This is a genomic window from Luteibacter anthropi, from assembly GCF_011759365.1.
Classification (GTDB): domain Bacteria; phylum Pseudomonadota; class Gammaproteobacteria; order Xanthomonadales; family Rhodanobacteraceae; genus Luteibacter; species Luteibacter anthropi.
In genome coordinates this window covers 16377-29940 of record NZ_JAARLZ010000008.1, presented here as the reverse complement: position 1 = coordinate 29940, position 13564 = coordinate 16377, and the positions used below count along the sequence as shown (strand labels likewise).

The 13564-nt window shown below is 65.6% G+C and carries 14 protein-coding genes; all 14 read right to left on the bottom strand.

Annotated elements, in window-relative coordinates:
* Nucleotides 1–5: 5 nt before the first annotated feature.
* A complete protein-coding gene (locus HBF25_RS14800) occupies nt 6–509 on the bottom strand; it encodes a flagellar basal body-associated FliL family protein (protein WP_166949728.1) in 504 nt (167 codons plus the stop codon).
* 188 nt (nt 510–697) lie between these two features.
* On the bottom strand, nt 698–1792 hold the full coding sequence (locus HBF25_RS14795; RefSeq protein ID WP_166949726.1) for a flagellar hook-length control protein FliK: 1095 nt from the start codon (nt 1790–1792) through the stop codon (nt 698–700).
* A gap of 42 nt (nt 1793–1834) precedes the next feature.
* Nucleotides 1835–2269 carry a flagellar export protein FliJ gene (gene fliJ / locus HBF25_RS14790; RefSeq protein WP_166949724.1) on the bottom strand — a complete coding sequence of 145 codons (435 nt, stop codon included), beginning with the start codon at nt 2267–2269 and terminating at the stop codon, nt 1835–1837.
* Nucleotides 2269–3630 (bottom strand): flagellar protein export ATPase FliI, encoded by a 1362-nt coding sequence (fliI, locus tag HBF25_RS14785; RefSeq protein ID WP_166949722.1) that lies wholly within the window; start codon nt 3628–3630, stop codon nt 2269–2271. The genes fliJ and fliI overlap by 1 nt, the downstream gene beginning before the upstream one ends.
* The gene (locus tag HBF25_RS14780; RefSeq protein ID WP_166949720.1) at nt 3627–4292 is read right to left on the bottom strand and encodes a flagellar assembly protein FliH; all 666 of its coding nucleotides are present in this window, start codon (nt 4290–4292) and stop codon (nt 3627–3629) included. Before HBF25_RS14780 ends, fliI begins: the two co-directional genes overlap by 4 nt.
* The gene (gene fliG / locus HBF25_RS14775; RefSeq protein WP_243853260.1) at nt 4292–5281 is read right to left on the bottom strand and encodes a flagellar motor switch protein FliG; all 990 of its coding nucleotides are present in this window, start codon (nt 5279–5281) and stop codon (nt 4292–4294) included. The genes HBF25_RS14780 and fliG overlap by 1 nt, the downstream gene beginning before the upstream one ends.
* Before the next feature lie 13 nt (nt 5282–5294).
* Entirely contained in the window at nt 5295–7007 is a 1713-nt protein-coding gene (fliF, locus tag HBF25_RS14770) for a flagellar basal-body MS-ring/collar protein FliF (protein ID WP_166949716.1), read from the bottom strand.
* Between the two features lie 36 nt (nt 7008–7043).
* Nucleotides 7044–7373: a flagellar hook-basal body complex protein FliE gene (gene fliE, locus HBF25_RS14765; protein WP_166949715.1), complete on the bottom strand. Its 330-nt coding sequence runs from the start codon at nt 7371–7373 to the stop codon at nt 7044–7046.
* An 80-nt stretch (nt 7374–7453) separates the two neighbouring features.
* On the bottom strand, nt 7454–8872 hold the full coding sequence (locus tag HBF25_RS14760; protein WP_166949714.1) for a sigma-54 dependent transcriptional regulator: 1419 nt from the start codon (nt 8870–8872) through the stop codon (nt 7454–7456).
* Between the two features lie 386 nt (nt 8873–9258).
* Nucleotides 9259–9837 carry a PilZ domain-containing protein gene (locus HBF25_RS14755; RefSeq protein ID WP_166949713.1) on the bottom strand — a complete coding sequence of 193 codons (579 nt, stop codon included), beginning with the start codon at nt 9835–9837 and terminating at the stop codon, nt 9259–9261.
* A 26-nt stretch (nt 9838–9863) separates the two neighbouring features.
* Entirely contained in the window at nt 9864–10160 is a 297-nt protein-coding gene (gene fliT / locus HBF25_RS14750; protein WP_166949712.1) for a flagellar protein FliT, read from the bottom strand.
* Nucleotides 10157–10573 carry a flagellar export chaperone FliS gene (gene fliS, locus HBF25_RS14745; protein WP_166949711.1) on the bottom strand — a complete coding sequence of 139 codons (417 nt, stop codon included), beginning with the start codon at nt 10571–10573 and terminating at the stop codon, nt 10157–10159. The genes fliT and fliS overlap by 4 nt, the downstream gene beginning before the upstream one ends.
* A 22-nt stretch (nt 10574–10595) precedes the next feature.
* Nucleotides 10596–11963 (bottom strand): flagellar filament capping protein FliD, encoded by a 1368-nt coding sequence (fliD, locus tag HBF25_RS14740; RefSeq protein ID WP_166949710.1) that lies wholly within the window; start codon nt 11961–11963, stop codon nt 10596–10598.
* 139 nt (nt 11964–12102) lie between these two features.
* Nucleotides 12103–13515 carry a flagellin N-terminal helical domain-containing protein gene (locus HBF25_RS14735; RefSeq protein WP_166949709.1) on the bottom strand — a complete coding sequence of 471 codons (1413 nt, stop codon included), beginning with the start codon at nt 13513–13515 and terminating at the stop codon, nt 12103–12105.
* Nucleotides 13516–13564 lie beyond the last annotated feature (49 nt).

The window sequence follows — 13564 nt, the reverse complement described above, 5'->3', positions numbered from 1 at the left end:
TCCCGTTACTGCATGATGAAACTGGTGAAGTAGACCGCGTCCACGCCGGGACGGCCGATCTTCTCCTTGAGGATGCGCTGCACTTCGGCCAGGGCCGAGGCCTGCAGCTTCTGCTTGCCCTTCACGTCGGAAAGGGTTTTCACGTCCTGCGCCGAAAACAGCATGAGCAGGGCATTGCGGATCTCGGGATCAGCCTCCTTCACGGCGGCGATCGCATCGGCATCGTGCGACATGACGTTCACGCCCACCTGGAGAAAGCGCAGGGCGGTGTCGTCCTGGAAGTTCACCACGAAGGCCGGGTCAAGCTGCAGATAGATGGCCGGCCTGGAGCGGTTGGCGTCTGCCGTCGTCGTTTCGCCCGGCTTGCCGTGCCCCGACTTCATCATGAAGTAACCACCCGCCCCGCCCGCCACGAGAACGATCAGCGCACCGACAAGCAACAGCTTGCCCTTGCCCTTCTTCTTCGGGGCGGTTGCGCCTTCGGCGGTGTCTTTGGGTGCTGCAGCCATGCGGAAAAACCTCTCTGGTACCGTAACGGAAACGGCAGGGACGATGACGCCCCTGCCGGTGTTTTAGCAAGTGGCGTGCCAGCCTGAGAAAGCTAAGCACCCACTCCTTCATCGCGCTGTGACGCCGTTCGCGTCACGGGCAGCATCAAGGGCGCGACGAAAAATTGACTGCCGACGTCAGTGTGACGTCAGGCCACCTCGTCCAGCAGGCCACGCGATACGGCCGTTGTCGCCAGCGTGGCCGGTGCGGCGTCGGCATCGCTGCCCCCGTTGCCCTGCGGCGAGGCCGTGGCCGACGCATTGCCGTCGCCCTGCCCCGCCTGCCGCTGGCCGACATCGGCCTGCCCGAGCGACAGGCCGTGATGGGCCAGCATGCTGTCAAGCTGCGAGAGCGTCTGCTGCACGGCATGCACGGCTGCGGGATGCTGGGCGATGATGGCAACGTTGACCTTGCCCCCATCCATGTTCACGCGGACATCCATGCTGCCGAGTTCTTCCGGATGCAGCTTGATGCGGGCCTCCTTGACCTGACCGCTGCCCATCCATGCGATCTGCTCGCCCAGTTCCTGGGCAAACTGCGGCGAGTTTGCCGGCTGCGTGGCCTGCACCTGCATGGCCTGCCCGTCGGCAGGTGTGGCGTGCAGGGCCGGCATGGGACTCTGCAACGGATCGATGGCGGTGGGATCATCCTTGCTGGGGGTGACGTTGCCACCCTGCGCGGCAAGCAAGGCCCCAAAGGCCGGAGCTGCCGTCGTTGCGGCGGCATCGGCCACGGCACCGGCGGGCGCCATGCCAACCACGCCGGGCAGAGCGCCCTGCTCCGCACCCTGCGCTACGCCATCGGCACCCAGCGCGGCCTGCGGTGTCGTGGCAAGTGAACCGAGTGCATTGCCCGCGAGCTCACTGGCGGCGTCTGCCGGCTTCGTCGTGGCAACGGTCTTCGCCTGCGGAGCTACGCCGATCAGGGCAAGCATCGCGCTGGCCACCGACGTATCGGTGTCCTTGGGGTCCTTCGTACCCTTGTCGGCCTTCGCGGCTTTGTCGTCACCCGTTTTCCTGGCCGACTTCGTATCGGCCGGCTTCGCGGATGCTGTCGTCGACGATGCCTGGTCCTTCGATCCCTTCGCCGTATCGCCGCGCTGCGCCTTGCTCGCATCCGCACGCGCCGCGTCCATCGCGGTGTCGAAGCGCTGGCTGCCGGACGAGTTGTCCGTAGGCGCCGGTGACGGCGTGGACGGCGGCTGCGGAGGATTGGCGTTGAGGGTGAGGTTGGCGGTGTTCATGCAAAGAGTCCTGGCATGGCGGCGGGATGACGCGGGGAGGCGTCAGCCTTCGCTCCTGGGGTTACGGCGGTACTGCGATCGTTCGTCGGCCTGTTCCTGCTCGCGACGATCCTGCGATTTGCGTTCCTGCTCACGGTACTTCGTGGTCACCGAGTCCAGCGCCTTCGCGCGACCGCGCGCATCGGCCCAATCCGTGCGGGCACGGTCCAGTGCGTGCCCGCGGCGCTGCACTTCGCCCATCTGCTGCACGATCGCCACGTCGATCTTCTGCAGGAACTGCTGGCGGTTGAGCAAGGCACTCACCCCGATACCATCGGGCATCACGGCGTATTCGTTGCGATAACGGCGCAGCTCTTCGAGCTGGTGTTCGGCCTCGGCCAGGGCGCGCTGGTGCACGGCCAGGGCGCGCGTGGCGTCCTCGGCCTTGCCGGCGGCGATATCCACCACGGGCTGGAGACGGTCGGCACGCGAGGGCATCAGTCGGCCCTCGCGGCGTCTTCAAGACCTTGCCGTGCTTCGGCAAGATCCACCGGCACATCGGTTTCCTGCTGGAGGAAGGCCGAAAGACGTGGATACAGCGCGATGGCCTCGTCGGTGCGGGGATCGCTGCCCTTCTGGTAGGCGCCTACGGCGATCAGGTCGCGCTGCTGACGATAGGCCGAATAGACCTGGCGGAAGCGCTGCGCCGAACGCATGTGTTCTTTATCCACCACCGCAGGCATCACGCGACTGATCGACGCCTCGATATCGATGGCCGGGTAGTGACCCGCCTCCGCCATGTCGCGCGACAGCACGATATGGCCGTCGAGAATGGCGCGGGCGGAGTCGGCAATGGGATCATGGCGATAATCGTCGCCCTCGGTGAGCACGGTGTAGAACGCCGTGATCGAACCGCGCCCTTCCGCATCGTTGCCTGCACGCTCCACCAGGGCGGGAAGCATGGCGAACACCGAGGGCGGATAGCCCTTGGTCGCGGGCGGCTCGCCGATCGCCAGGGCGATTTCGCGCTGCGCCTGCGCATAGCGGGTCAGCGAATCCATCAGCAGCAGCACGCGCTTGCCTTCGTCGCGAAAATGCTCGGCCACCGCCGTGGCCACCTGCGCGCCACGCAGGCGCGACAGCGGCGGCGCATCCGCCGGGGCGGCCACGACCACGGCGCGGCGACGACCTTCCTCGCCCAGCGTGTGGTCGACGAATTCCTTCACTTCACGGCCGCGCTCGCCAATCAGGCCGACCACCACGACATCCGCATTGGTGAAGCGGGTCATCATGCCCATGAGCGTCGACTTGCCGACGCCCGAGCCTGCAAACAGGCCGATGCGCTGGCCACGTCCTACGGTGAGCAGGGAATTGATGGCGCGCACGCCGACATCGAGCGGCGTGTCGATGGGCTGGCGCAGCATGGGGTTGATCGGGTCGCGGCGCAGCGGCGCGCGATCGCGTGCCAGCAAGGGCCCCAGTCCGTCGAGCGGTACGCCATCCGGGCCGATCACACGGCCGAGCAGCGAATCGCCCACGGGAACACCAGACACGGCCGCCACGGGCGTGACCCGGGCATTGGGCAGCACGCCGTGCATCTCGCCCGTGGGCATGAGCAGCAGGCGGCCATCGGAAAAACCGACGACCTCCGTTTCCAGCTGCTTGCCATCGGCCGAGGCGACCATGCAGCGTGCGCCGACGGGCGCCTCGCAGCCCACGGCTTCCAGCGTCAGGCCGACCACGCGACGCAGCTTGCCCTCCGCCTGCAACGGCCGCACGCGGGCGGCATTGGCCGCCTGGGCGGTCAGTGACTCGCGCCAGTGTGCATTGCGCGCGGCGTTGTGCGTGTCGGTGCTCACGGGGCCTCGTCCTGCTCGTCGGCCTCCGCATCCACCGAGGGCGTGAGGACACTGTCCACCACGGCGGCCAGACGCGTGCGCACGCGCGCATCGAGGCGGGAATGCTCGCTTTCGAGACGGACATCGCCGCGCTCCAGCGCCGCATCGTCCACCACCGTGCCCTCGTGATCGAGGGTTGAGCGATGCTCGCGCACGAGGGCGGCATCGATGGGATTCAGGTGAATCTTCAGGTGGCGCGTCGCCGATGGCAGTGCGTCCACGGCCTGGCGCACCACTTCGACGATCTTTTCGGGACGGGTGGCGATCTCGAAACCCAGCACGCGCTCGGCAATCACCGTGGCAAGCATCGCCAGGTCACCGGCCACATCGTGGTCCAGTTCGGCAAAGGGCTTCTGCACCGCGGCGATCAGCGCCTCGATCCGGGCTACCTGTGCCGTGAGTTCACGCCTGGCCATGGCGCGACCTTCGTTGAGGCCGGCATTGAAACCTTCTTCGCGGGCCTGCCGTTCGATGGCCTCGATTTCCGCCACGGTGGGGCGCGGCGGACCTTCGTCTTCCGCCTCGGCCTCGGCCGTCACCGGCGCGGGGCCGTTGACCAGCGGCAGCTCCCAGCGTTCGAAGCGCTCGACGCGTTCGCGGGCGAGAATGGAAGTAAGGCTCATCAGACGAACTCTTCCCCGCCACCGGCGAGATTGATCTGGCCTGCGTCAGCCAGGCGACGCGCGGTAGCAAGCACTTCCTTCTGCGCGGCGTCGACTTCGGACAGGCGCACGGGGCCCTTCACTTCGAGGTCGTCGCGCAGCATGTCGGCGGCGCGCTTGGACATGTTGGAGAAAATCTTCTCGCGGATCGCCGCATCGGCACCCTTGAGCGCCGTGATGAGGCGCGCCGACGGCACTTCGCGCAGCAGGGTCTGCATGCTGCGGTCGTCGATCTCGGCGAGGTCGTCGAATACGAACATGAGCTCTTCGATACGCTCACCCAGGCCGTTGTCGATACCACGGATGGACGACATCAGCTCGGCCTCGCGCGCGGTTTCCATCGCGTTGAGGATGTCCGCCGCCGCCTTCAGGCCGCCGACCGTGGCCGACTTCAGCTTGGTGGAGTTGCCGGAGAACTGGCGCTCCATGATTTCGTCCAGCTCGTTGAGCGCATGCGGCTGCACGCCGTCGAGGGTGGCGATGCGCATCACCACGTCGCTGCGCGTGCGTGCCGGCAGGTAACCGATGACTTCGGCGGCCTGGTCCGGTTCGAGATGCGCCAGCACCAGCGCGATGATCTGCGGGTGCTCCTGTCCGATCATCTCGCCGATGGCACGGCTTTCCATCCACTTCAGCGATTCCAGGCCCTTGCTGCTGCGGCCGAGCAGGATGCGGTCGATGAGACCGCCGGCCTTGTTCTCGCCCAGCGCGTTGACCAGGATGCGGCGGATGTATTCCTCGGTGCCGACACCGATGGACGTGTGCTGGCCGACGTCGTCCTGAAGCTGGTTCAGTACGGTTTCGACCTGCTCCTTGGTGACGTTCTTCAGCGCGGCCATGGCGGTGCCCACGGCCTGCACGTCGCGCGCACCCAGGTGCTTGAGGATGGACGCGGCGTCTTCCTCACCCAGGGTGAGCAGCAGGATCGCCGCCCTCTGCGCGCCCGTCAGGGCGTCCTTCGACTCAGCCGCCATCGTCTGCCACCCAGCTCTTCACGACCTGTGCAATCTGTTTCGGGTTTTCGGCAGCCATGCGCTTGGCAAGGCCCACCTTCTGTTCGTAGGCCAGCAAGGCCGGCGAGCCAAGCTGCACCTGGGTGCTGGCCGTGACGCGATCCGGCGTCATGTCGTCATCGTCCACCATGACCGAGACGCTGGGAATGGGACCGGCCAGGGCGACGTTGTTCATCGCTACGGGAGCCGGCTTCAGCAGGCCCTTCAGCATCGGGCGCAGCACGAAGAAACCGACCACCAGGGCAATCATCACGCCGAGGCCCTGCTTGATGAGGTCGAGCATGCCCGGGCGCTCCCAGAACGGCGTGCCCGTCGGCGCTTCGTCGGCCACGGCACCATGGAAAGGCTCGTTGATGACGCTGACGCTGTCGCCACGCGCGGCGCTGAAGCCCACGGCGTTCTTGGTCAGCTCGGTCAGGCGCGACAGCTCCTCCGTCGTGAATGGCACGCTCTTGGTCTTGCCGTCCTTGTCGGGCATCTGCTTGTTGTCCACCACCACCGCAATAGTGAGGCGGGCAACCTTGCCGGCCGGGTCGGTCACATGGCTGACGGTACGGTCCAGCTCGTAGTTGCGCGTGGCGCTCTGCGAGGACTGCGACGGATTCTGGTTGTTCTGCGTGCTGGCGGTCTGCGCACCGGGCTTGGCATTGCCGTTGCCAGGATTCGCCGCCGTGGGGTTGCCGCCTGTGTTGGGCGGCTGGTTGCTCAGCGCACCCGGCACGCCGCCGTTGCTGGCCGGATCGGTACGCGTCTCGTTGCTGGTCTGCTCGCTGCGTAGCGCCGGATTGTCGTGATTGAAGGTTTCGCTGGCTTTCTCGGTCTGCGAGAAGTCGAGATCGGCAAACACCTGCGCGCGCACCTTGCCCGCACCGACCAGCGGCGTGAGCAGGTCTTCCACGCGCTGCGTGTAGGTTGCCTCGATGCGGTTGGACAGGCGCAGGCGGCTGTCGCCGATGGCCTGGGCGCTGTCCGGATCGCTCACGGTCAACAGGTTGCCGCCCTGGTCGATCACCGATACCTGGCGGGTATCCAGGCCCGGCACGCTGGAAGCGATGAGATGCACGATGGCGGCGACCTGGCCCTGGTCGAGCTGGCGTCCCGGATACAGCGTGACCACGACCGACGCACTGGCCGGCTTGTTGTCGCGGATGAAGGCCGAGGGCTTGGGCATCGCCAGGTGCACGCGCGCAGCCCGCACGGACTGCAACCCGGCGATGGTGCTGGAAAGGTCGCTCTCCAGCATCGACTGGTAACGCGAACGCTCCGCCATGTCGCTCATGCCGAACGGCGAATCGGCCTGCGGAAGATTGTTGTTGGCCGTGCCCTGCGGCAGGCCCTGCCCGGCAAGCTTCAGTCGCACGCCCGCCACGTCGGCGGCCGGCACGAAGATCGAGCTGCCATCGGCGCTCAGCGTGTAAGGGGTATTGCCTGCCTGCAAGGCCTGGGTGACGGCAGCGGCATCCTTCTGCTCAAGGCCGCCATACAGCAGGCCGTAGTTCGGCGAACGCGACCACAACACCGCAGCGATGCCGATGGCGACCGCGCCGGCGATGCCCGCCAGCATGAACAATTGACGCGCCGCCGGCGTCTGCGCAAGGGACTTCAACGAGTCCATGCGCGTGGCCTTGCCGCTTTCCGTGGTAGCTACGCCGTTATCAGCCATGGTTCGGGCTCAATCCTGTGGTGGGGCTCATTCGCGTCAGATCGACAGGTTCATGATTTCTTTGTACGCATCGACGAACTTGTTGCGTACTTCGGTCATTGCGCGAAACCCGAGGTCGGCGCGCTGTCCCTGGATCATCACCTGGGCAAGATCGATCTTCGGATCGCCCCGTTCGAAGGCGTTGGAAAGTTGACCCGCCTTCTCCTGGGACTTCGCCACACCGTCAATGGATTGCTTCAGCAGGTCGCCGAAGCTGCCCTTGGCGGTGGGCTCCGTTTCCCCAACCCCGCGTATCGCGGGCATTTCTGTCTGCGAACTGATGCGGCGCATCTGGACGAGAAGGTTGTTGACATCGATCGTGGTCATGACGGTTTTCCAACGCGGTATCGGCTTTGCGTCACTCGATGCACGAGGTGTGCCAACCGAGGCCGATGCGGCCGGATGCGTCAGCCCGCCTGCGCGGTTTCCGACAGACCGTACTTGCGCAGCTTTTCCACCAGCGTCGTACGCTGTACGCGAAGCAGCTTGGCCGCATGCGCCACCACGCCGTTGGCAGAATTGAGCGCCTGGCGGATCAGGCCGATCTCGATGCCGGCCAGGTGATCCTTGAGGTCGAGGCCACCCTGCGGCAACACCGACGGATCGCCTTCACCTGCATAGGTAAAGGTCTCGGTCACTTCCGGCTCGGCTTCCATCATGGCAATGAGGGCCGCGCCGCTCACCTCTTCCACCGGCTGCGCACCACGGTACTTCTCCGGCAGGTCGACGGCGCGGATTTCGCCGTGCGGCATGAGGATGGCCATGCGCTCGACGAGGTTCGACAATTCGCGCACGTTGCCCGGCCAGCCGTGGCGGCACAGGGCCGTCATGGCACCCGGCGAGAAACGCACCGACGACAGGCCACGCTGCACGAGACGCTGGTTGAATTCGCCGATGAGTGCCGGCAGGTCTTCCAGGCGCTGGCGCAGCGGCGGCATTTCCAGCGGGAACACCGAGAGGCGGTAATAGAGGTCTTCGCGGAAGCTGCCGTTCTCGATGGCGCCTTCGAGGTCACGATGGGTCGCGGCGATGATGCGCACGTCGCAACGCTGCGGACGGTTGCCACCCACGCGCTCGAACACGCGCTCCTGCAACACGCGCAGCAGCTTCACCTGCATCGGCAGGCTCATGTCGCCGATCTCGTCGAGAAACAGCGTGCCGCCCTCGGCCATCTCGAAACGGCCCTTGCGGCTGCTGATGGCGCCGGTGAAGGCACCCTTCTCGTGACCGAACAGTTCGCTTTCGAGCAGTTCGGCCGGGATCGCGCCGCAGTTGATCGCCACGAACGGCTTGTCACGGCGCGGGGAGCATTCATGGATGGTGCGGGCGACCAGTTCCTTGCCGCTGCCGGATTCGCCCAGCACCAGCACGCTGGAATCGAACGGTGCCACCTGGCGGATCAGTCCGTTCACGCGCTGCATCGGACCGGACTGGCCGACCATGCGCAGGCTGGCCGCCGGCGGCTGGATACGCGATTGCAGGGCACGCAGGGCTTCGGACAGGCGCTCGTAGCGCAGCGGCACGTCGATCAGTTCCACGCTCTGGCTGCGCGAGTCGTCGGCGATCAGGGCGGTGGCAAGCGGGGAGTCTGCGGCGACCAGCATGGGCAGGTCGCGGCCGTTACGGCCCAGCGCGGCGACATGGCCTTCGAGCTCGGCCTCGTCTTCCACGGTGCCGACGAAGATCCCGCGCCAGCTCTCGGCGGTGTCCGCCGCTTGCAGGCGGCTGGCCAGCACCGGGCGGTAGCCGAGGAAGGCAAGCACCGACATGATGCCATCGGCACGGGCGCGATCGGACTCGACAACCAGAAAGTTGGACGACTTCATCTTGTTACCCCTTGGGACGTTGGAGCGAAGTCCGGACTCCGGAAGGAGCCCCCTGCCGACTTCAGTTGCGGGATAACAATCAAGGAGCGTGCCAACGTCGGAATTCCGCCGCACGACGACGTAAATTCACGTCACCGTTCACACTTACATGCGATCGCAAAATCCTTTTCGGCAGGGTGTGAAATCGCGCCGGGGCGCGCTCGCGTCAATGCTGACGACACGCGTCACGAATGTGACGCAGGAGGCCATGCGACGTTTTGCCGACACGTGACGTAAAAGGTCACCTGCAGGAGCGCGCCTTGCGCGCGACCGGCAGAAACGTCACGTCGATGGCTCACAAAGCCTTGTAGATCGCGGTATGACCCGGTCGCGCGCAAGGCGCGCTCCTACAGGGATTCCGGTGTGTCGGCGGGGCGGGACTGGGCCCTGGCCTCGGCCACCTGGCGGCGGTGCTGGCGGAACACCAGGCGCTCGATGCCGTCGCGGACGGCCTCGGACAAACCTTCGAATCCTATGAACCCACGACCATCCGACGGACCCGGCAGGCGTACGCCCGGAAGTTCCAGCGGCAGCGCACGGCAGGCATCGAAGTGCAGTCGCAACATCACGCCCTGCCCTACGGGGGGCAGGCCGTCCCACGGCAGTACGGCGCCGATGGCGTTGAAGCGCAGCGACAACCGTGACGGCAGGCCCGACTGCGGCAGCAGCAGCCGGTTGACGATTTCCATGAGTACGTTGAGCTTGGCGTCGAGCCGGCCCACTTCCTGGCTCAGGGGGCTGTCTTCCTCGCCCGTCTCGGTGCGGCGCTCCATCAGCGCCGACACCGCCACCAGCACGCTGGTGTTGCGGTCGTTGATCAGCGCCAGCTCGGCCGGATCGGGACGGGCCGCGATATCGCAGATGGCGTGGAACCGTGCATCCCACGCGACACGATCGGAAAATGCCTGCCAGCTTTCCTCGCCCATTCGCCCCTCCCGCCCAGGTGTCCGCTTCAGAGCGAACTATACGCGGCCACGGCCTGGCGCGAGCGGCGATGCGCGTCCCACGCGGCAGCGGCCTCGTCCCGGGCGGCGGACACCAGGTCGGTAATCAGGGTATCCAGCAGCATGATGGACTTCAGCGCCTCGACCGTTTCCGGTGCCTGGCGCATGGGGCCGGCATGCAGCACGGTATCGCGCTCGGCTTCGAGCGAGGTCATTTCATCCCAGCGCGATTCACTGGCCGCCTCGTGCATGGATTCGGTCAGTTCGAGCACGCGGTGGATATCGCAGCAGGCCACGTCGTTCATGGCGTGCCACCGGCGACCTGGCGGGCCTCGACGGGAATCGCCACCCAGGTCTCGCGGATCTGCCCGATCAGGCGGGACACTTCATCGAGTGCCGACTGATCGTTATGCAGGTTGGCGTGCAGCAGGCGACGGCTCATGTAGTCGTAGAGGTTGTTCAGCTGCTCGACCAGCGGCGTGTCCATCTCGGGATTGAGGCCCGACTGCAAGGCACCGACGATTTCGATCGCCTTGGAGATGGCCTCGCCCTTGCCTGCGATGTTGCCGGTCGCCATGCAGCCACCCGCGAAGCGGATGCGTTCCAGCGCGCCGTCCATGAGCATCGTGACCAGTCCATGGGGATCGGCGTTCTCGACGCCGCCCTGGATATGCACCTGCTGGTAAGCGCCAGCGCCGCGGGAATAACCGTAAGACATGGTGATTGCGTCCTCGATGCGATCAGCTGGACTTGGTAAGCGCGGTGAACTGCTGCGCGATGTAGCTGCTGGTGCTCTGCAGCTTGGTCATCAGGGTGTCCAGCGCGGTGTACTGCTTGGTCAGGCGATCGGAGTAATCGGACATCTGGCTGTCCAGCGCGGTCTGCTGGTCGGCCAGGTCCTTCTTGGTCTGGTTCAGGTTGGCGATGCGCTGGGTGACGATGCCGTTGGAACCGGTCCAGCTGGTGATCATCTTGTCCAGCGACGGGCCGATACCGTTCGCGCCGCTCAACAGGCTCTGCACGCCCGTGGGGTTGTTCGTGAGCGCATTGGTGAGCTTGGTGGAGTCGAGCTTGAGCGTGCCATCGACCTGGAAGGACACGCCCAGGTCGCTGAGCGAACCGACCGAGCCGTTGCCGGGCACGCGCTGGCCGATCAGGTTCGAGATCTGCGACTTGATGGACGACACCGTGGCGTCGCCGATCAGCGCGCCCACCTGCTGGTTGGTCGGATCGTACTTCGTCAGCGTCTGGTACGTGCCGATGAACGAGTTGTACGCGTTGACCAGGCTGGTCATCTGCGAAGTGACCGTCGACGGATCGTTGGCCAGGGTCACGGAGCTGGGGCCGGTCTTCGCCAGGGTGAGGGTCACGCCGCTGATGGCGCTGGTCACCGTGTTGGAGGCGCTGGTGGCCGGGGTGTTGTCGATGGTGAACTTCGCGTCCTGCGCCTGGGTCGTGGCCTTGGCGGCATCGGTGGCGGGATTGAAGTTCAGCGCGGCCAGGTTGCCGTCGCCGCCACTTGAGGTCACCGTGAAGGCATTCGCCGCACCCGTGGCACTCGAGGTCAGCACCAGGTGGGCGCCGTCAGAGCCGTTGATCACCGCCGCAGTGACGCCCGGATTGTCCTTGGCGTTGTTGATCTTGTCGGCAACGTTCTGCAGCGTGTTGTTCGTGCCGTCGAGGCTGAACGACATCGACTTGCTGCCGACCGCGATCGTGAGATTGCCGGTACCCACGGCGGACTTGGAACTGGCATACGCCTGGGACGTCGTCTTCTGAGCAACCGCCAGCTGGGTAACATTGATATTGAAATTGCCAGGCTTGGCCGTGGCGTCGGCACTGGCAGTCAGCACCGTGTTGTCACCGATGGTGATCTTCTGCGAGTTGAATGCGCTGCCGTCGGTAAAGCCCTTGAGCGCGTTCTGCAGGGAAATCAGCGCTGAGTTGAAATTGCCGACCGCTGAAATCTTGGTGGTGTTGTCCGACGTCTTGGCATCAAGCGCCTTCTGTGGCGCAGCTTTCTTGAGGTTGACCAGGTTACTGACGATCGTTGGAACGTCAATGGAGCTGGAACCCAGGTTGACGCCGTTGCTGCTGTTGGTGGCCATGAGGCTTCTCCGTTGAAGACGCCTCACTGCCCGGGGCGCCAATTTGTCGACGGCGGACCCCTTCCGGAAGCCCGCCGCCCACAATTAAGCAATTACCCTGCCAACCCCGGGAATATCCGGGGTGGCCGTGCTACCGGGCTTAGCCGAGCAGCTTGGTGATGATCTGCTGGCTCTGGTTGGCGGTAGCGAGCACCGACACGCCGGCCTGCTGCAGGATCTGCGCCTGGGACATGTTCGCCGTTTCCTGGGCCATGTCGGCGTCCATGATGGCGGACTTCGAGGAGGTCAGGTTCTGCGAGATGTTCTGCAGGTTCGAGATCGTCGAGTCGAAGCGGTTCTGCACCGCGCCGAGCTGCGAACGGAGGCCCGAGACCGACTGCAGGGCAGCATCGATGCGGTTGATCGTGGCGTTGGCGTCGTCCACCGTCTTGACGTCCGAGTTGGCCAGCGTGGTGGCGGTCGAGACCGCGACGCTGGTCGAGCCGGCGGTCAGGCCGAACTTCGTCACCGCGGCAGAACCTGCCTTGGCGTTGACCGTGATGGCCTGGGACGAAGCGAAGGCCAGCGAGCCGTCCTGCTTCACGTAGGCATTGATGCCCTTGGTCGACTGCGAGTTGATCGCGTCGGCCACGTCCTGCATGGACTTGAACGAACCGGTGATGCTGACCGTGTTGGTGCCGACCGTGAAGGACAGGTCGCCAGCGGCCAGGTTGGTGCTGGTCGAGGACACGGCAGCGGTCGACGCGCCGGTGGCATTGGCGGCGACCGTGGCCGGCAGGCCGAGGGTCGTGGCAGCCGCGCCACCGAAGGCCAGGGCCTGGGTGCCACCCGTGAGAGCCAGTTCGCCCGTGGAGTTGTTCACCGTGGCGACGTTCGCACCGGCGGCCTTGTTGATGGCCGTGGCCAGATCGCCGACGCTGGTGTAGTTGCCGGCGGCAACGCTGACGGCGGTACCGGTGCCGACCGTGACGGTCAGGTCGCCAGCGGCGACGGCGAGGCCGAAGGTGGCCGGGGCAGCGATCGAACCGGTGGCGAGCTGGCCGATCTGGTTGGCCTTCATGCCGGTGTTCAGGTTCACACCGATGGTTTCACCGGTGTTGGCACCGACCTGGAAGCTGAGGTTCTGGGCCGAACCGTCGAGCACCTTCATGCCGTTGAAGTTGGTCTGCGTGGCGATACGGGTCACTTCCGACAGACGCTGCTGCACTTCGGCGTCGAGCGCGGCGCGGTCGGTATCCGAGTTCGACGCGTTGGTCGACTGGACGGCCAGTTCGCGGATGCGCTGCAGGTTGTTGGTAACTTCGTCCAGCGCCGATTCAGTGGTCTGCGACAGCGAGATACCGTCGTTGGCGTTGCGGACTGCCTGGTTCAGGCCGTTGATCTGGGTGGTGAAGCGCGTGGCAATGGCGAGGCCGGCGGCGTCGTCCTTCGCGCTGTTGATGCGGTTGCCCGACGACAGACGCTCGATGGCCGACGACAGCTTGGACTGCGACGTGCCGAGGTTGCGCTGAGCGGTCAACGACATGATGTTGGTGTTGATGGTCAGAGACATGGGATGTGATCCTGATTTAAGCGGAACCGAAATGCCGGAAAGATGCGGC

Coding starts and splice junctions, on each gene's coding strand:
- HBF25_RS14800 (WP_166949728.1), bottom strand. CDS start 509: ATGGCTGCAGCACCCAAAGACACCGCCGAAGGCGCAACCGCCCCGAAG.
- HBF25_RS14795 (WP_166949726.1), bottom strand. CDS start 1,792: ATGAACACCGCCAACCTCACCCTCAACGCCAATCCTCCGCAGCCGCCG.
- fliJ (WP_166949724.1), bottom strand. CDS start 2,269: ATGCCCTCGCGTGCCGACCGTCTCCAGCCCGTGGTGGATATCGCCGCC.
- HBF25_RS14780 (WP_166949720.1), bottom strand. CDS start 4,292: ATGAGCCTTACTTCCATTCTCGCCCGCGAACGCGTCGAGCGCTTCGAA.
- fliF (WP_166949716.1), bottom strand. CDS start 7,007: ATGGCTGATAACGGCGTAGCTACCACGGAAAGCGGCAAGGCCACGCGC.
- fliE (WP_166949715.1), bottom strand. CDS start 7,373: ATGACCACGATCGATGTCAACAACCTTCTCGTCCAGATGCGCCGCATC.
- HBF25_RS14760 (WP_166949714.1), bottom strand. CDS start 8,872: ATGAAGTCGTCCAACTTTCTGGTTGTCGAGTCCGATCGCGCCCGTGCC.
- HBF25_RS14755 (WP_166949713.1), bottom strand. CDS start 9,837: ATGGGCGAGGAAAGCTGGCAGGCATTTTCCGATCGTGTCGCGTGGGAT.
- fliT (WP_166949712.1), bottom strand. CDS start 10,160: ATGAACGACGTGGCCTGCTGCGATATCCACCGCGTGCTCGAACTGACC.
- fliS (WP_166949711.1), bottom strand. CDS start 10,573: ATGTCTTACGGTTATTCCCGCGGCGCTGGCGCTTACCAGCAGGTGCAT.
- fliD (WP_166949710.1), bottom strand. CDS start 11,963: ATGGCCACCAACAGCAGCAACGGCGTCAACCTGGGTTCCAGCTCCATT.
- HBF25_RS14735 (WP_166949709.1), bottom strand. CDS start 13,515: ATGTCTCTGACCATCAACACCAACATCATGTCGTTGACCGCTCAGCGC.